The sequence below is a fragment of the Tautonia marina genome (assembly GCF_009177065.1).
GTDB classification, from domain to species: Bacteria; Planctomycetota; Planctomycetia; order Isosphaerales; family Isosphaeraceae; genus Tautonia; species Tautonia marina.
The window spans coordinates 41,459-57,836 of the sequence record NZ_WEZF01000030.1 but is presented as its reverse complement, the minus strand read 5'-3'; the positions used below and the strand labels follow the sequence as shown (position 1 = coordinate 57,836).

Below are 16,378 nucleotides of genomic sequence, written 5' to 3'. Positions count from 1 at the left end.
CACCGGCGCCGGCTTCCCCAACCGCGCGGCCCCCGACCCCGCCCCGCCTCCTCCCGCCGCGCCGTGCCCGGTCGATTCCCGAAACGAACCGTCCCAAACCACTCCCGAGCCCCAGACCGACCGCCTCAACCCTCTCACTCACAGCAACTTACGACCCAATCCCTCCGATGCCCCCTTCACCGACTCCCGGCGCACCGAGCCGTCTCGGCCGGCGTCCCCGACCGGCTCGACCGACCCCCGATCCGCCGGCCTCCCCCCCCATCCGACCCCGAACCGAGGCGATCACGGCCCTCAACGCTCCTGATTCCCCCCTCACTCCCGCCTCCCCCCTCCCCCTCGTTCACGAGGCTCGCCCAGCGTCCGCCCGTTCATGGTCTTTCCCAACCCGCGATCTCGTCCCAAGCCACGACGTTTTCCCACGTTACGCCGTCTCCCGGTCCTCTGAGGCGGTCGGAGCAATTTGTGTCGATTTCTCGGCCTCATCTTCGAATGCACTGGTATCCAACCTGCGTCCTTGCGGCATAGGATAGGACCAGCACCCTGCTTCGTTGTGGCTTCCTCAAGGCGGAACACCCATGAGACGCTCCCTCGCAACCCTTGGCGCAACCGGACTCCTGACGGCCCTGCTGCTGACCGCTCCCGCTCCTGAGGCGAAGGGCCAGGGGGCGATCGGCTTCCAGCCGGTCCTCACCCCGTTTGCCGACGGCGTGTTCCTGAACGCCACGCCGGTCGTCTCGGCCGATCGCCGCTACGTCCGGATCGGCGGCATCAACGCCTCGTTCCAGGCCCTCCGAGGGGTCCAGCCCTTCACCTTCACCGCCGGAGGCGTGGCCGGCGGCGGTTTTGGAGGCGGCTTCGGCGGAGGGTTCGGCGGCGTCGGAAACGTCGGCGGCCTGGGAGCCGTCAGCTCCTTCGGCAACGTCGGCGTCGTGCCGGGCCTCGGCCTGGCCGGGCCGGTCGGCTTCCCCGCCTACGGCTACGGCTGGCCGGGGATGTATGGCGGGTATCCGTACACCGTCTCCGGCATTCCCGCCGGGCCCCTTTACACCGGCCCCTTCTGCCCCCCCTCGCAAACCTTCAACGCCCTTGCCCCCACCGGTTTCTCGATCATGAACTCGATCGCCCCCGGCAGCTGGCGCTTCGGCGGCTGGTAACGCCAGGCCCTTACCCCTCGGAAACACCCCGGCCCGCGACGATCCCCTCCAGATCCACCGGGCCGGCCGTGAGCATCGGCACCACGTAACGCTTCAAAAACGGCGGCATGTCCACCGCCAGATGCCCCCCCAGATAGCCCACCCTCGCCATCGCCGGCCGCCATCGGATGTGATGAACCCGCTCATATAAGTTGATCCGACCAGCCGACTCCTCCGCGCCCGGCCTCCGGAACCCGACCAGCCCCGCCCCCACCCCTCGCACCCGGTCGATCGTCCCAAACGCCCACGTCCCGGCCCCGAGCAAGGCGAAATCCAGGGGGGAGATAAACACCACCAGCTCCCGCCGAACGCTCCGCAAGGCCCTGGTCAGGTCATACCCCGGCGAGACGGCCGGAGCCAGCAGGACCACCCGCTCGACGCTCCCCTCCGGCAGCCCCTCAAGCGCCTGCAGGACCACCCCGGCCCCCCCCGACTTCCCCACCAGGAAGACCGGGCCGTCGGGATGCCGGCCGAGGAACTCCCGGACCTGCTCGGCCATCCCCCTGGCATGATGCGCCACGTTGGCCGATCGGGTCAGGTCCGCCAGCCACCGCCCGACCCCATGCCCCCACCGGACCGTACGGACCTCCAGCGGCAGCCGGCACCGGGGGACCAACCGTTCCAGGCTTCCCGCGCACAGGTCCAGGCCGCCGATGCCGTCGGCCACCAGGACCAGGCCCCGAGGCTCTCGCTCCAGGCCCGCCACGCCCGCCATCGGCCGCTCGTCCGGGCTCGCCCACGAATCACCGCTCGCAGAGGTCGTCTCGCTCGTGCTCATGCCCCTCATTGTGAAAGGCTCGGCCCCCGCTCGACAAGCCCCCCCCTCTGGCACGGCCCCGTTGCCCCCGCTCCCGAACACCTCGGCCGGGTGGGTCATTGGCTGCATGATCGCCAGGCGTTACCATCGCGACCCAGCCGCGTCTCTCGGTTCTCGGGTCCTGTTCTCGCGGCCCACTCGGCCCATCACCTCGCTCGTCTTCCCGGAGATCTCCCGACCATGACGACGCTTCTCCCGAGGTTCACCCCGCTCCTGCTCAGCCGATCGATCCCCCTGGCCGGCCTCGCGCTGGCCTTGCTCGTGGCCACCGAGCCCGAAGCCCGCGCCGCCGAGCCCGAGCTTCAGGCCGGGGCCGCCATGCGGGTCATCACCCCCGATCCCTTGCTCCCCGTCTCCGGAGGCATGGGCCTTCCCGAGCCGGCCACCGAGCAACGCGGCGAGCTCACCGCCCGAGCCCTCGTCTTCCGCAAGGGAGAGGAGTTGGTGGCGATCGTCTCCCTCGACCTGCTCGGCTTCCCCTCGGTCCTCTGCGACCGGGTCCGGGCAAAGGTCGATCGCATCCCGCCCGAGAACCTCCTGATCGGTGTGACCCACACCCATAGCGCCCCCGATTGCTACGCCTTCCCCGACGGCCAAGGGGGGCACACCGCCAACCTTGATTACCTCGACTTCGTCTGCAACCAGGCCGCCGAGGCCGTCAACGCCGCCATCGATCAGCTTCGGCCCGCCCGCCTCCGGGTCGCCACCGGCGAGGCGGCCGAGCGGATCGCCTTCAATTCCTACGCCCCGGCCCTGTACGATCGTCGCATGAGCGTTCTCCAGGCCGTTGATCCCGACGGCGCCGCCATCGCCACGCTGGTCAATTACGCCGTCCACCCCGAGGTCCTCGGCAATGGCCTGGGCATCCTCAGCCCCGACCTGATCGGCCCCTTCTGCGACCGGGTCGAGGCGACCGTCGGCGGCCTTGCCCTGTTCATGAATAGCGCCCAGGGGGGGATGGTCACGGCCGACAACCGCGACATGGACGCCAAGGGCGACCCCCTCTCCGGCCGATGGCCCGACATCCAGACCTGGGACGAGTGCATTCGGATCGGTCACCTGATGGCCGATGAGGCCCTCCGCATCCTCGCCGACGCCCCCGAGCAAGCCGACCCCGTCCTCGAATGCCTCGCCGAGGACGTCACCTTCCCGGTCGAGTCTGACGACCTCTGGAACGTTGTTCTCTACTCCCCCCTGAACTACCCCCGTAACGAAGCAGACCGCACCATCACGACCCGGATCAACCTGGTGAACCTCGGCAACGCCCAGATCCTCACCATCCCCGGCGAGGCCATGCCTAACGTCGGCTTTTATCTCAAACGCAAAATGCGAGGAGATCATAACCTGTTGTTCGGTCTAACCAACGACGCCTTCGGCTATATCCTCGCCCGGGTCGATTTCAACAGCTTCCCGCGCTACAACTACGTCTCCCGCGTCTCCCTCGGCGAGATGACCGGCGAGATCCTGATGGAGGCCGCGCTCGACCTGGTCGAACATGGCGATCCAAACCAGCCCTGAACCCCGAAGCCTCTCCAACCAGGGGCCAGAACATGAACAACCGCAACATAAAATCATATCATCAGAGGTGATTCATAGTCCCTGGTCTCGGGTCACTCAGTGGTGGACGTGGCCTCCCGGTTGGGGCGGCGGTTCGCCCCTGCCGGTCAATCGGTGGAGCATGCGCCGGCGATGGCGGTCGGAGGGCAGCTCGATCGAACCGGAGCGGAGGGCGATCCCCCCGATGGTGGCATTGCGGAGGTAGGAATCGGCGTCGATTGTGCCCGACTCCCAGACGAAATGCCCGGTGGCGGTGTCTCGGGCAAAGAGGGCCAGGCGGGTCACGCCGTACTGATCGGTCCGGGTCGCCAGGGCCGCCTCTCCCATCGCCATCGGCGGCACAAAGGGCAAGGCTCCCATCATGTTATTGGCGGGAATGCCGAGGATCACCGAGTTCGAATTCGTGCCGTAGACCCCCGCCGCCGCCTCGATGACCACCTCGGCCTTCTCCTTGTCATCGACCAGAATCACCCCCTGCCGGGCCATCGACTCGCGGAGCCGGTAGACCATCCAGTTCTTGTCCGGCCCGGCGAGCAAGGCGTCATCGAGCTTGACCGGCGTGGCCGCGAACTGCGAGAAATCGATCGACCCGATCGCCTCGTCCCAGGCCTGGGTCAGCAAGAGCTGCTCGGTCGCCGATCTCGGCGTGTCGGTCACCCGGATCGATCCGCACCCCGACCCCGCACCGATCAGCAGCACGACCGCCCCGACCGCCATCCGGGCCGTCCGCCCGATCTCCCTCCGGTCGGACCTCCCCATCCCCTGGGCACTCCTTCTCCCGCGTCACACTGATCCGGGCCCGCCCGGCTCGTCCAGGCCGCTCCTTCCTGTTCTTCGGAACAACCCGACCTGTTTCGCCAGTCCGACCCCTCCAGGAACCAACCTCGGACCACGTTGCGCCCTTTGGCGAAAATTCGGGCGTTTCAGGTGACCTGGCAAATCGGGTGTTTTAGGGTGAGATCATGGGGCGGTGACACGGGTCGGCCGGGCGGCGGGAGTCGTCGAGCGAGGGGGGGTTACCGCTTCTTCAGGGTCAGGCCCATGCCGGCGCCGTCCATGAGGAGGAAGGAGGTGTCGAGGGTCGGATCGGAGGTGATCGCCTCCAGGTAGCGGGGGTTGGGGGTCGGGCGTCGCATGTTGTGGGCGAGGATCAGGCCGCCAGGACGAACCCGAGGGAGCAACTCGCGGAGGTAGGCGTCATAGCCTTCCTTCTCGGCGTCGAGGAACAGCAGGTCGATCGGTTCGGTCAGCTTCGGGGCCTCGACGTGGGCATCTCCCTCGTGAATGGTGATCAGATCCGCCACGCCTGCCTTGCGGAAGTTTTCGCGGGCCACGGCCAGGCGGTCGGGGTCGATGTCGAAGGTGTGCAGGCGGCCTCCGGTCTTGCGCAGGGCGAGGGAAAACCAGAGGCCCGACTCGCCGGTCGAGGTGCCCAGCTCGACGACATGCTGGGCGTTGATGGCCTCGGTCAGTTGCCGGAGCAATCGGCCGTCGGCGTCCGAGACGTTGGCGAAGCGCTGGCCTTCGCGGGCCTGGGCGATGGCGTCGAGGATACGGGCCTCGCCGTCGTCGTTCGGCAGGGTTTCGGCGGTCGGCAGGTCCTGAGCGGTCACGGTTCGGGCCTCGGCTCGGCGTTCGAAGGGGCGGAGATGCCACGAGGCGGCCTGTCCCGCCACCAGGGCAGCCAGACCCACCATCGAGACGATCGTCAGGGTTCGTTGCGTCGTCATGAGGGTCACTCCCGCGAGACGTGCGTTCGATGCGGAGACGGTGGCGAGGCGATCCGCAACCGCCTCGCCGTGTCTGGGATGAGCGACGATCGGCCGGGCTCTGGCCGATTGATTGCCGACCGATCGGGCGTCGAATCCGGCTCAGCGGCGCGCCTTGAGCGCCTCCTCGATCACGTCGGCCACGCGGTTGCCGAGCAGGTCGGAGCCTTCGTCGGTGAAGTGGACATTGCCGGGCCGGATGGCGACGCTCTCGAACTTCGGGGCGATGAAGGCGTGCAGGTCGTTGACGGCGATGCCATGCTGCTCGGCGACCTCGCGGGCGACCGCGTTGTACGTCTGGTCGTCGCCGACCCGTCGCATCGGCTCGCCAGGAGGAACGGGGGTGGTCGTGGCGAAGATGACCGTCGCGCCGGTCTCCTTCAGGCGGGAGAAGATCGTGTCGAGATTCTTGCGGTAGTCGTCGATCGCCACCTGATGATGGCCTCGATCCGGAGTGGAGTTCTTGCCGTCGTCGTCAATGAACTTCAAATCATGCAGGCCGAAGTTGACGTGGATCACGTCCCAGGGCTTCTCACCGAGCCAGGCATCGAGCCGCTCAAGCCCTCGGATCGTCGGGCCGCAGTTCTCGCCGGGTCGGTGGACATTCGCCACCCCGTCAAGCGCCTCGCGGACGTCGAGCGTGTAGCCGATCGAGATCGAGTCGCCGAGCAGCAAGACCCGAGGCAATCCCGGCTCGTCCTCGATCTGGACGTAGGCCGGGTTCTGGGGCTGACTTTGGGCCACCCCCACGAAGGGGGACGAGGCGAGCAGGACCAGCAACAGCGCGGCGGCACTGAGCAATCTCATGGCAAGGGCTCCCGGAAGACACGAAGACGACGCCCCCCAAGGCAAGGGGGCAATCGGCTTATCGTCGCCGTCGAGCCGGCCCCCGTCCAGACCTTCGTCGCGCCGGGTTCAAGACGCCGTCGAGGTTGCCCGACGGCCTCGCGATTATTCGTAATCCTCGGCCGAGAGGGTTTCGCCGCCGGCTCGGGTCATCAGGGCGATGAGCACGTCGGGCCGAACCGTTTCGCGGAGCGAGCTGACGCTGCCGTCGGCCTTGCAGAAGTTGACGACGCCGGGATGCTGGCTTTCCCAGTACGGGATGCGACGGCCGGAGACGCTGTTCGGCTTGTTGAAGCGGCGGTCGGCAGTGGTCCGAACGCAGCAGTTGGTGGCGTCGGGCCAGGTGCCGATGAGGCTCTCGCCGATGAGCATGGTCGACGAGGTGCCGTCGCTGATCCCGGAGATGTTGATCCGAGAGTTGCGGAAGGTCAGGCCGTTCTCGTAGTGAAAGCAATCCGGGTTGGAAACGTCGTTGCAGTCGGTCATGCCGGCGGCCATGTTGCCGCGATAGTCGGACGGGCCGATCTGCAAGGTGGCGGTCTGGCCATCGGGGTCGATCTGGGTCACGTCGATCGGCAAGGCCTGCCGGTGCGACGGGCAGACGAAGACCGACAGCGAGTTGCGGATCGCCGTCCGGTTGTCGAAGGCATAGGGCGAGACGTCGAAGTTGATGTCGTCGTACAGGTTCCCGGCTTCGAGGAACGAGAACAAGCCGACCAGCCCGTTCCACATGTACGGACTGGCGCCTCTCGGCACGCAGTTCGGGTCGTTCGCCTCGTCGCAGAACCAGCCGGAGGGGAAGCTGCCGAACGCGTCGTGATAGCCCTGGGCCGCCAGGCCGATCTGCTTCAGGTTGTTTTTGCACTGGGTCCGGTTGGCCGCCTCTCGCGCCGACTGCACCGCCGGCATGATCAAGGCCACCAGCACGCCGATGATCGCAATGACCACCAGCAGCTCAATCAGGGTAAAGCCGCGACGCAATCGAGACGGGCGCACGAGCGTTCGCATGAGAAGGACTCTCAGAGAGATAAGGAGAAGGGAGGGTCCAATCCGGACGTCTCTTCAGAAATCTTAGGCGACCGGATGCGTGCAATCAATGCAAACACCACCCGCGATGCCCCGGCGCAGCCAACTTGGCCCGTCAAGAACCATACGCCATGGTGCCCTCGGCTCGAACTCCAAAGATCCGCGGGCAAAGGAGTCAAGCAGCCTGCGACCGAACTCGCCATCGAGCCCTGCGTCGCCTCGGTTCGCTCGCTCCCAGCACGCGGCGATCGACGTCCGAAGTCTACTGCACCTCCTGGCTTGGGAGGGCCCTTGGGAGATGAACTCGAAACCTCGCCGGCTGAACTCGCGGGCCGCGACCCCAGCCAGGCGGGTTTCGAGGGTGAGGCGATGCGATCAGTTCGGCTCGTCAGCCTTCGGCTCCTCGGCCGGGGCCGGTTCCTCGACCTTCGGCTCGTCGGCCGGAGCCGGCTCGTCGGCCGGAGCCGGTTCCTCAGGCTTGGGTTCCTCAGGCTTGGGTTGCTCGGCCTTCGGTTCTTCGGCCGGAGCTGGTTCTTCAGGCTTCGGCTCGTCGGGCTTCGGCTCGTCGGCCGGAGCCGGTTCTTCAGGCTTGGGCGCTTCGGCCGGGGCCGGTTCCTCGGGCTTGGGCTCTTCGGGCTTCGGTTCCTCGGGCTTGGGCTCTTCGGGCTTCGGTTCCTCGGCCGGAGCGGGGGTCGGCTCGGCGGGGGCCGGTTCGACCGGAGCGGGTTCCTCGGTGGGCTCGGCCGGGGCCGAAGCGGCGCTGCGAGCGGCGTCGAGGTACGGGCGGAGCGCGTCGGCCCGCTGCTTGAAGAAATCGGTCAGCCCTTCACTCGGCTGGCGAATGCGGATATTCGCCTGGGCGGTCAGGCCTTCGGGGGGCTCGGCGTAGCCGGTGAAGTAGGCGGCGAAGGCCTCGGGGTTGACCAGGCCGACCTGCGTCTCGGTTTGGCCCTGGGCGGCTTCGAGGTCGGTCTTGTCGGTCGCCTTGCCGAGGACGAGGATGTCGAGGATCGGCGGCGGGTCGAGATTGGTCTGGACCAGGCCGGCCTGCTCGGCGGCGACGATCAGCTCGGCGACCGCCTTCAAGGCCGCGTCGCGCTTCGCGGCGACCTCGGGAGGCAATCCGTCGGGACTCGTCGGCGCGGGGGCGGCGTCGGCCTCGGCCGGTGGGGCGGCGGCAGGGTCCTGGGATTCCGGGGTTTCCGGGGCCTCCGACGCGGGCGAGGGCGCGGCCGGCTCCTCATCCTGGGCCAGGACCGATCGGACCGCGACCGGGCCGAGCAGTAGCAGGCCCATCGACAACAGGACCGTCAAAGAACGGCGCACGTCTGACTCCTTCTGTCTGGACTGGGATTCCGATTGGCTCCGCGATCGCATTGCGGCATCGTGCCGAGTTTAACGCCGCATTCCCTGCCCGACCAGTGGGACTTCCCTTCCCGCGAGGATCGGAACACCCCAACGCTCCCGCCGATCCCTCGGCCCGAGGCCATTCAATGCCCCTGACGCGAATCCCGAGCGGCGGCCTGCTCCTCGATCCGACGCAGCCAGAGGTGGTTGAGCGGCCCGAATCCTCGGCCCAGCCCCGGCGCGTGCTCGATCGCCCCGAACACAAATTGCTTGGCCGCCGTGCAGGCGTCTCGAAGGGTGTGACCCCGGGCCAGGAGAGCGGTGATGGCCGCCGCCAGGGTGCAGCCCGATCCGTGCGTCGATCGGGTCTGGATCGGCGCTCCGGCGATGGTCAGGGGGAACTCCGATCCATTGGCGTCGATCAAAAGGTCGAGGGCTCCGGTGATCGCCTGGCCCCCCTTGACCAGCACCGGCCGGTGCTCGACCAGTTCGAACAGCGCCCTGGCGACCCGCCGCAGGTCGTCGGCCGTTTCGATCGGCCCGGAGCCGGTCAGGAGGCTCGCCTCGTGCCGGTTGGGGGTCACCAGGTTCGCCAGCGGAATGAGCCGATCGCGCAGTCGCATGACCGCCTGAGGGTCGAGCAAGGGATCGCCCCCCCGCGCGACCATGACCGGATCGACCACCACCCGAAGCTCGGGGAACCGATCGCGGGCCATTTCGATCACATCGGCGACGGCGTCGATGATGGCCACCGTGCCGAGCATCCCGGTCTTGACGGCCACGACCGGCAGATCGTCAAAGACCGACTCGGCCTGCTGGGCTACGAAGGCCGGGTCGATGAGATCGACCCCTTGCACGCCGGTGGTGTTCTGGGCGGTGAGGGCCGTGATGGCCGCGGCGCCGTAAACCCCCAGCGCGGCGAAGGTCTTCAAATCGGCCTGGATGCCCGCCCCTCCGCTCGGGTCGCTCCCGGCGATGCTGAGGCAGACGATCTGATCGTGCATGACCATGACATCCCTTTGATTCACCCCGGCCCGCTCCCAGGCTCGGGTCGCCATTGACGCCGGGGTGGTTCGGGCCTCGACGCCGATCGTAGCCGCTTCTCCAGGAGCCGACCAGAGCCCGGACGGCGCCAAACCTTTAGCCTCGATCGGCACATATCCCTATGCGCTTGCGTCAATCCGACCAGTCCATGTCGCCTTGCTCACGATTCACAGAAGTTCAACATCAATTTGTGTGTTCAGGACGAGGGGAAGGTGTCGTGTCTCGTTCGAGCCCAGACTGGTCGGAGGATGACCAGCCACGGAAGCCGCGGCACAGGTGGAGGGGGGTTCAGCCGCTGGATTCGCGAAAAAGTCGGTTTTGATCGAGAAAAAGGGACCGTTCGGCATCGTGTTCGCAGCAACGAATGAGCGATCACCCCGGTGATCCGGTGAGTCGTGCCATCCTTTGGAAACCGAAGGCGGCGCTCACCACCGGGCCGGGATTACCTCTGGGAAAGGAGTACCTGAAACCATGCCTCGTCCCATTCGAGCCGGGGGCCTGTCAACCCTCAGCCTGGCCCTGTGCCTGAGTATGAGTGGTGTCCTCGCCGGTTGTGGCGACCAAGCAGCGGAAGAGCCTGTTCCCCTGGGCGGCGGGCCGGGAATCAATCCGGCCGAACCGGGGCAAACGACCATTCCCGATGTTGATCGGGACGCGGGGGCGGGGGCGACCGCTCCCGACACCAACGCCGACCAGGACACGCCCGACATTCCCGTCTCGGCCGAGCCCGAGGCGCCGGGCACCGGCTCCTGACCTTGAGGCGGCGGCAAACGCTCGGGGCTTCGGTCCCGGGGTTTGCCCCACGTTTGATCTTCCCCCAGCCGATCGGCCGTTTTGGGTCGACCGGTTCTGGGGATTCTGCGCCCCGAGCCGGTTCGACTCGGCCCGGGGCGACCGTACCCGGATCAGGCCAATCCTGCATCCTCGATCGAAGTTTCACCAAGGAGACCATCTGAATGACATTCCAAACCCGACATTTGACATCCTGCCTGGCCGCTCTGCTCGCGGCGACCGCATTTGGCCCGACCGCGTACTCGCAGGCGCAAGAGCGATCGCAGGAGGGTCAAGCATCGAGCAATGTTGACCTTTACTTCCCAACGGGTGAGCAGTCGAGCAGCCTCTTGATGATTCGGGCTCAGGCCCCCGGCGAGGTCCGGGTCGGCCAGCCCTTCGAATATCAGCTGACCGTCCGCAACCTGACCGACAACCTGACGCTTGAAGACGTTCGCATTAACCACGATGAAACGGGCGACGTTTCAATTGAAGGGGCCCAGACGCAACAGCAGGGACAGGGCCAGAACCAGCAGGGCGAGGCCCGGCAAGCCCGGCAGCGCCAGGGCGAGCAGGCTCAGCAGCGCCAGCGGCAGCAGGGCCAGAACCAGCAGGGCCAGCGAGCCCGGCGGGGCAACGACGGCGCCGTCCGCATCGGCGAGCTGAAGCCGGGAGAAACGCAGACGGTGCGCGTTCGAGCCATTGCCGAGTCGGAAGGCACGGCCGGCGTCTGCTTCCGCGTTTCGTACACGCCGACGGTTTGCCTCGTCACCCGGTTCGTCAAGCCGGACCTTGAAGTGACCAAGGCGGTTCCTGAGGTTGCAGATATCTGTCAGCCCTTGCGTTTCCGCTACACGGTGAGCAATCCCGGTTCGGCCGACGTGAGCGACGTGGTTGTGACCGACGAGCTGCCCGAGGGCCTGACCCTTGCCAGCGGCGAGCGCACCATCCGGCACGACGTGGGGGACCTGCGGGCCGGTGAAACCAAGGAGTTCACCGCCGACATTCGCGCCACCCAGCTTGGCCAGTTCAGCAGCCGGGCGGTTGCCAAGACGTCCGACGACCTGGAAGCCCAGTCGAAGCGTCCGTCGACCCGAATCGTCGCGGCCGACCTGACTGCCAGCATTGAAGGCCCCGAGGTCCAGTATACGGACCAGCCGAGCACCTACCGCGTCACCGTCCGCAACCAGGGAGACGGGCCGGCCATCGACACGACCCTTGAGGTTGAGATCGACGACCGCACCCGGCTTGTCCGCACCAGCCGGACCAGCCTGAACAGCGTTGCTCCCGAACAGGACGACGACACCCTGCGATGGGACATCGGCCGCCTCGAACCGGGCGAGGAAACCGCCGTCAGCTTCAGCGTGAACCTCTCGCAGGTCCCGCAGGGCTATGGCGATCGCGGTGCCGATGAGCAAAGCGGTGACGCCGAAGCCTTGATGCTCCGTCACGTCGCCGTCGCTTCGTCGCTCTGCGCCGCCGACGATCAGCCGGAGGAGATTCGTCAGCGAGCCGCCGCCCAGACCGTCGCCGAGGCGGAGATCCTCACGTTGCCGGCCCTCTTGCTCGCGCTGGTCGACCGCAACGACCAGGTTCCGCAGGGCGAGAACGTCGAGTACGTCGTGACCGTCGTCAACCAGGGCACCGGCCACGATGACGATGTTGAGATCGTCGTCACCCTGCCCGAGGGGCTGGAATACGTCGACGCGGAAGGCCCGACCGACGCCAACGCCGACGGCCGGAAGGTCAGCTTCGGCGCGGTCGACACGATTGCTCCGGGCGAAGAACTGCGATGGATTCTGACCGCCAAGGCCAACACGTCTGGTCAGGTCAGTACCCGAGCTGATCTCGACAGTTCGTTCCTCTCGACCACGGCCATCTCGGTCGAGCCAACCACGATTCTCGGCTCCGGCACCAGCCCCCGAGAGTCTGCCCCGGGCAACACCCAGCCGGGCAACTCGTCGAACACCACCAAGAACAACGACAATAACTGAGCAATGTGATCATCGCATTTTCAGTTGATTGCAACCATAACGGTCAGCGCCTTCTGCAAGGCGCTGGCCGTTTTTTTTTTGATGGAGGGGCGCACATCCATTTCGAATGGCCGCGCTCTTGCGTTCACCTCGTAGACCTGAATCAATGGAGGGTCTGACGCGGATTCTCGGAAACAGTTCGCGCCATCAGAGAACATGATCCGGGAGCCAACCGTGCCCAAGGGGAAACCGAAGAAGGACCGCCCCGACCACGCTGCCGAGTCGAAGGCCGAGCGCAACGCCCGCTATGATCGGGAGCTGGAGCGGCTTCAGGTCGAACTTTCCCATTTGCAACGCTGGGTGAAATCGACCGGCGCGCGGATCATCCTCGTGTTCGAAGGCCGAGACGCCGCCGGCAAAGGGGGAACGATTCGCAGGATCGTCGAGCGCGTCAGTCCTCGGGTCTTCCGCGTGGTGGCCTTACCGGCGCCGTCGGATCGGGAGAAAACCCAGGTCTTTGCCCAGCGTTACATGCAGCATCTTCCCTCGGGAGGCGAGGTCGTCATCTTCGACCGAAGCTGGTACAACCGCGCTGGGGTCGAGCGGGTGATGGGCTTCGCCACCGACGAACAGATCGAGCGATTTCTGCACGAGGTGCCGATGTTCGAGCAATACCTCGTGAGAGACGGCATCATCCTGCTGAAATACTTCCTCACTGTCAGCCAGGACGAGCAACGCAAACGCTTCAAGCGGCGCATCGGCGACCCCGTCCGCCAGTGGAAGCTCAGTCCCATGGACATCGCATCGTATCAGCGCTGGTGGCGTTATACCCAGGCGTACGAGGAGATGCTCCGCCGGACCGATCACCCCGCCGCCCCCTGGTGGATCGTCCCTTCCGACGACAAGAAGGCCGCGCGGATCAACTGTCTTTCACATCTGCTTTCCCAGATTCCTTACGAGACGATTCCCTTTGAAGCTCCCCAGCTCGGCGAGCGCGACGCTCGGCCGGAAGGGATTCCCGACACCGAGGTTGAAGGCCGCCGCGTTGTGCCGTCCTCCTTCTGAGCCGTTACGAGCCGAGGGAGCCCTCGGCCCGGACGGAAGGCCGCTCGTGGTGCCGCTCAGTGTCCCGAGGCAAGCAGTTCGTGAGCGAGCCGTGTTTCCAGTTGCAGGCGATTGAATTCGAGCGCGAGCAAATTTTGGGGCGTGACTCCGACCCCTTGCGTCTCGGTCAGTTCGCGGTAAATCTCCTCGACGCGACGAATTTTCGCCACTTCCCGGGCAATCGCCGTGCGGCGGTCATTGTCCGAATCGGCCAGATCGAGCGTCGCGTCGAGTCGATGACCGGACCACATCATGTAATCTTCAATCGCCGCGTGAAAGGTGCCCCGCTGGGCTGTGGGGGAGGGAGGCTCCAGGAATTTCACCAGGGAGAATTCCATCAACTCCTCGGCGATCTCTGATCGACGATTGGCCAGTTCTTCCAGCGAAGGCATCGTGTCGATGATCGTTTGCGGGTCAACGTCCACGCCGTTGCGCAACAGTTCAGCGATTTGCCGGGCGGCCTCGCCACGGGGCGAGCGTTCCTGAGAGAGCCGGAGGTTGGGAGCCTCCTGCGCGAGGCCGATCTGCCCCCCGCCGAGCGCCGCCAGGCTCGCGAGCCCTCCCACCACCAGGGCAGCCATCGCGCTTCCGATCGTGATTCGCGTGATCATCGTGTGCCTCATTCTTGAATCTCGAAAAATCGTCGCCTCGATCGGGACGATCCGCCCTGTCTTCCGATCATCGCAATGCCCCGCGGCTCGGGCAACCGACCAGCGGACCTCGGCGATTCGCTCGATCACTCCGCCTGCCGCCGATCGTCGTGCTTCGGCACAATGACTTTAAGCGAGGCCGGCACCACCTCGAACTCGACCGGCGTCTGGCCGACCAGTTCACCGTCAATGGCGACCGTCTGCGGCGGATTCGTTTCGACCCGGACCCTGGCGGCCCGCATGGTGATGACCCGCTCCTCGGGAGCCTGCTGCGTCAGGCCGGCCTGGAACAGTTGCATGATCGTTTGCACGGCTTCCCAGGGGGTTTTCACATCCACAAGCGTGGTGACGTCGAGCAATCCGTCGTCATAGATCGGTGTGCCGCTGCCCTGGGCGAAGACCGAGCTGGGAGGGGCCGCGTTGGCCACCACCACGCTCCCGCTCCGGAACCGATGCCGTTTGCCGTCGCACTCCAGCTCCACGTCAAATTCGTTTTGCGCCTTGATTTCTTCCCAACCGCCGACCAGATACGCCAGCACTCCGAAGCGTGCCTTCAGGTCGCGCTCGGCCCGCTCGACCATCCCCGACTCAACCCCGATTCCCGCGAGCAAGAGCATTTGATGATCGCCGCATTTCACGGTATCGATCGTCCGCGTCACGCCGTCGAGGATCGCCTCGCAGCTTCTGCCGATCGGGTCCAGATACAGTTGCGGCCCGAACAAGGCGACCGCCAGGGCATTGGCGGTCCCTCGCGGAATGATCGCCAGGGGGACGTCGGTTCCGGTCAGCACCTCGGCCACCTCGGAGACGGTCCCGTCTCCTCCGGCGGCGATCACCAGATCGACCCCCGCCTTCAGCGCCTCTCGGGCCAGCGAGCCGGCCTCGACCTCGGGCGTCGTCTCCTTCACGTCGAGCATCATCGACGGTTCGAGCAGTTCGAGAATCCGCGCGTGTTCTTTCTCCGCGTTCCCGGAACCGCACACGGGGTTGAAGATCACCACGGCCCGCCGTTTGGCCCGCAGCGCCTCGAACACCGCCTCGGCCGTGGCCGGGTTCAGGGCCAGGGCGATGTTCCGGGCCAGGCAGTCCTGAATCAGGGCATCGACCTCTCCCCCCCCGCCGATCGCCCGGTCCTCGAACAGCAGGAGCGCCACGGGCGGATCGGAGTCGGGGCCTTCGATCAGGGCTCGTAATTCCTCCACGCGCTCGACCGTCTCGAACCCGATCCGCTCCAGCTCGTCGGCCACGTCCGCGGCCGCCTTCACCGGGAACTTCGCGAGCAACCCCTCGGCGCGTTGCAGCACGGTCGTTGCCGCCTCCTGCTGATCGTCGTTCCAGTGAATCGCGAGCCAGCTCATCCGTTGGTGTCCTTCCGTTGCACTCACTCAGGGGGGCCGTGGTTGACCGTCCCGTGAAAATCAAGTCTACGTCCGAGCGATCCGGAATTCATCCTGCCATGCAAGGCATTCGCGAGTCGGTTTCGACGGATCGGTCACCCCTTCCCGATCCACGGGTTGAGGTCGTTTTGGATGATTTTTTCCCACTCGCTCGTCCGATAGGATACAAATGTACGCAGCGTCCTCGGCCGAGGTGGAACCGATCGGCCCCCAGGATGGTTTCGGGACGCTCGTTCTTCCCCTCGTGCCTTTGGCCCCTTTGGGAGCAATTGCCCATGGTTGTCCGACGATTTTTGCCGATTGCCTCTGCGATCCTCGTGCTCGCCTCCGCCTCTGGCTTGGCCGTGGCCGATGAGCCCAGCAAATTGGATGCCCCGGCCGCGTTCGAGCGGCTCAAGTCGCTCGTCGGCACCTGGGAGCAGCGCGAGGGCGAGAACGTCTTCGTCATCACCTATCGCCTGACCGCCAACGACAGCGCCATCGTCGAGACCTACGGCCCCGGCACCAGCTTCGAGATGATGAGCGTCTACCACCTCGACGGCGACCAGCTCCGCGCCACCCACTACTGCGCCGCCGGCAACCAGCCCCGGCTGTTGCTCGACCAGGAAGCCTCCTCCCCCGAGGCCCTCGTCTTCGCCTTCGACGGCGGCACCAACTTCGACCCCACCACCGACATGCACATGCACGAAGGCCGCATCCTCCTGCACGACGCCGACTCCATCACCGGCGAGTGGACCGGCTACATGGACGGCAAGCCCGCCGGCACCCACTCCTTCGTCCTCTCCCGCGTGAAGGACTGATCCTCTCCCCCTGCCTTCGCTCGGCTCATCGCTCCCCTCGTTTGGGCCGATGAGCCGGGCCGATCGGGTTCGCAGAACCATTGC

The 16,378-nt window shown here is 66.3% G+C and carries 15 protein-coding genes and 1 pseudogene; 7 read left to right on the top strand and 9 right to left on the bottom strand.

The genetic code is table 11. The annotated features are described in order from the left end of the window. Both GA615_RS28325 and GA615_RS25510 read left to right on the top strand, forming a co-directional pair. Window positions 1–304, top strand: a pseudogene (locus tag GA615_RS28325) (hypothetical protein); the annotation flags it as partial. Window positions 305–575: 271 nt separating this feature from the next. After that, a complete protein-coding gene (locus tag GA615_RS25510; RefSeq protein ID WP_152054173.1) occupies window positions 576–1,154 on the top strand; it encodes a hypothetical protein in 579 nt (192 codons plus the stop codon). Between the two features lie 10 nt (window positions 1,155–1,164). Here the strand turns inward: GA615_RS25510 and GA615_RS25505 are convergent, their stop codons facing one another. After that, window positions 1,165–1,971, bottom strand: coding sequence for a serine aminopeptidase domain-containing protein (locus GA615_RS25505; RefSeq protein ID WP_161602564.1), 807 nt, complete (start codon window positions 1,969–1,971; stop codon window positions 1,165–1,167). Between the two features lie 219 nt (window positions 1,972–2,190). On the opposite strand from GA615_RS25505, the gene GA615_RS25500 reads away from it, so the two are divergent. After that, a complete protein-coding gene (locus GA615_RS25500; protein WP_201750316.1) occupies window positions 2,191–3,528 on the top strand; it encodes a hypothetical protein in 1,338 nt (445 codons plus the stop codon). A 96-nt stretch (window positions 3,529–3,624) separates the two neighbouring features. Here the strand turns inward: GA615_RS25500 and GA615_RS25495 are convergent, their stop codons facing one another. The 6 genes from GA615_RS25495 to thiD form a co-directional block, all read right to left on the bottom strand. Next, a complete protein-coding gene (locus GA615_RS25495; RefSeq protein ID WP_152054171.1) occupies window positions 3,625–4,326 on the bottom strand; it encodes a DUF6655 family protein in 702 nt (233 codons plus the stop codon). 257 nt (window positions 4,327–4,583) lie between these two features. Further along, window positions 4,584–5,297, bottom strand: a complete 714-nt coding sequence (locus tag GA615_RS25490; RefSeq protein ID WP_152054170.1) for an O-methyltransferase — start codon at window positions 5,295–5,297, stop codon at window positions 4,584–4,586. 141 nt (window positions 5,298–5,438) lie between these two features. Beyond that, complete coding sequence (locus GA615_RS25485; protein ID WP_152054169.1) at window positions 5,439–6,143, bottom strand: SGNH/GDSL hydrolase family protein; 705 nt, start codon at window positions 6,141–6,143, stop codon at window positions 5,439–5,441. A 144-nt stretch (window positions 6,144–6,287) separates the two neighbouring features. Beyond that, window positions 6,288–7,190 (bottom strand): DUF1559 domain-containing protein, encoded by a 903-nt coding sequence (locus GA615_RS25480; protein ID WP_152054168.1) that lies wholly within the window; start codon window positions 7,188–7,190, stop codon window positions 6,288–6,290. Between the two features lie 393 nt (window positions 7,191–7,583). After that, the gene (locus GA615_RS25475; protein ID WP_152054167.1) at window positions 7,584–8,534 is read right to left on the bottom strand and encodes a hypothetical protein; all 951 of its coding nucleotides are present in this window, start codon (window positions 8,532–8,534) and stop codon (window positions 7,584–7,586) included. A 164-nt stretch (window positions 8,535–8,698) separates the two neighbouring features. Next, a complete protein-coding gene (gene thiD, locus GA615_RS25470) occupies window positions 8,699–9,691 on the bottom strand; it encodes a bifunctional hydroxymethylpyrimidine kinase/phosphomethylpyrimidine kinase (RefSeq protein ID WP_201750315.1) in 993 nt (330 codons plus the stop codon). A gap of 379 nt (window positions 9,692–10,070) precedes the next feature. Between thiD and GA615_RS25465 the strand changes: the two genes are divergently transcribed. The 3 genes from GA615_RS25465 to ppk2 all read left to right on the top strand — a co-directional run bounded on the left by GA615_RS25465 (window position 10,071) and on the right by ppk2 (window position 13,408). Beyond that, entirely contained in the window at window positions 10,071–10,352 is a 282-nt protein-coding gene (locus GA615_RS25465; protein WP_152054165.1) for a hypothetical protein, read from the top strand. Window positions 10,353–10,555: 203 nt separating this feature from the next. Next, window positions 10,556–12,364 (top strand): CARDB domain-containing protein, encoded by a 1,809-nt coding sequence (locus GA615_RS25460; RefSeq protein WP_152054164.1) that lies wholly within the window; start codon window positions 10,556–10,558, stop codon window positions 12,362–12,364. Between the two features lie 195 nt (window positions 12,365–12,559). Then, a complete protein-coding gene (gene ppk2, locus GA615_RS25455; RefSeq protein ID WP_152054163.1) occupies window positions 12,560–13,408 on the top strand; it encodes a polyphosphate kinase 2 in 849 nt (282 codons plus the stop codon). Window positions 13,409–13,464: 56 nt separating this feature from the next. Here ppk2 and GA615_RS25450 read toward each other — a convergent pair whose 3' ends face one another. Together GA615_RS25450 and GA615_RS25445 are read right to left on the bottom strand one after the other, a co-directional pair. Further along, window positions 13,465–14,058, bottom strand: coding sequence for a hypothetical protein (locus GA615_RS25450; protein ID WP_152054162.1), 594 nt, complete (start codon window positions 14,056–14,058; stop codon window positions 13,465–13,467). A 125-nt stretch (window positions 14,059–14,183) separates the two neighbouring features. Next, complete coding sequence (locus GA615_RS25445) at window positions 14,184–15,455, bottom strand: YegS/Rv2252/BmrU family lipid kinase (RefSeq protein WP_152054161.1); 1,272 nt, start codon at window positions 15,453–15,455, stop codon at window positions 14,184–14,186. A gap of 314 nt (window positions 15,456–15,769) precedes the next feature. Between GA615_RS25445 and GA615_RS25440 the strand changes: the two genes are divergently transcribed. Beyond that, window positions 15,770–16,294, top strand: a complete 525-nt coding sequence (locus GA615_RS25440) for a hypothetical protein (protein WP_152054160.1) — start codon at window positions 15,770–15,772, stop codon at window positions 16,292–16,294. Window positions 16,295–16,378 lie beyond the last annotated feature (84 nt).

Excerpts from the sequence above, each read along its gene's own strand:
- GA615_RS25465 (WP_152054165.1), top strand. The coding sequence starts at position 10,071 with ATGCCTCGTCCCATTCGAGCCGGGGGCCTGTCAACCCTCAGCCTGGCC.
- GA615_RS25445 (WP_152054161.1), bottom strand. The coding sequence starts at position 15,455 with ATGAGCTGGCTCGCGATTCACTGGAACGACGATCAGCAGGAGGCGGCA.
- GA615_RS25505 (WP_161602564.1), bottom strand. The coding sequence starts at position 1,971 with ATGAGCACGAGCGAGACGACCTCTGCGAGCGGTGATTCGTGGGCGAGC.
- GA615_RS25495 (WP_152054171.1), bottom strand. The coding sequence starts at position 4,326 with ATGGGGAGGTCCGACCGGAGGGAGATCGGGCGGACGGCCCGGATGGCG.
- GA615_RS25480 (WP_152054168.1), bottom strand. The coding sequence starts at position 7,190 with ATGCGAACGCTCGTGCGCCCGTCTCGATTGCGTCGCGGCTTTACCCTG.
- GA615_RS25440 (WP_152054160.1), top strand. The coding sequence starts at position 15,770 with ATGGTTGTCCGACGATTTTTGCCGATTGCCTCTGCGATCCTCGTGCTC.
- GA615_RS25450 (WP_152054162.1), bottom strand. The coding sequence starts at position 14,058 with ATGATCACGCGAATCACGATCGGAAGCGCGATGGCTGCCCTGGTGGTG.
- GA615_RS25500 (WP_201750316.1), top strand. The coding sequence starts at position 2,191 with ATGACGACGCTTCTCCCGAGGTTCACCCCGCTCCTGCTCAGCCGATCG.
- ppk2 (WP_152054163.1), top strand. The coding sequence starts at position 12,560 with ATGATCCGGGAGCCAACCGTGCCCAAGGGGAAACCGAAGAAGGACCGC.
- GA615_RS25460 (WP_152054164.1), top strand. The coding sequence starts at position 10,556 with ATGACATTCCAAACCCGACATTTGACATCCTGCCTGGCCGCTCTGCTC.
- GA615_RS25490 (WP_152054170.1), bottom strand. The coding sequence starts at position 5,297 with ATGACGACGCAACGAACCCTGACGATCGTCTCGATGGTGGGTCTGGCT.
- GA615_RS25485 (WP_152054169.1), bottom strand. The coding sequence starts at position 6,143 with ATGAGATTGCTCAGTGCCGCCGCGCTGTTGCTGGTCCTGCTCGCCTCG.
- GA615_RS25510 (WP_152054173.1), top strand. The coding sequence starts at position 576 with ATGAGACGCTCCCTCGCAACCCTTGGCGCAACCGGACTCCTGACGGCC.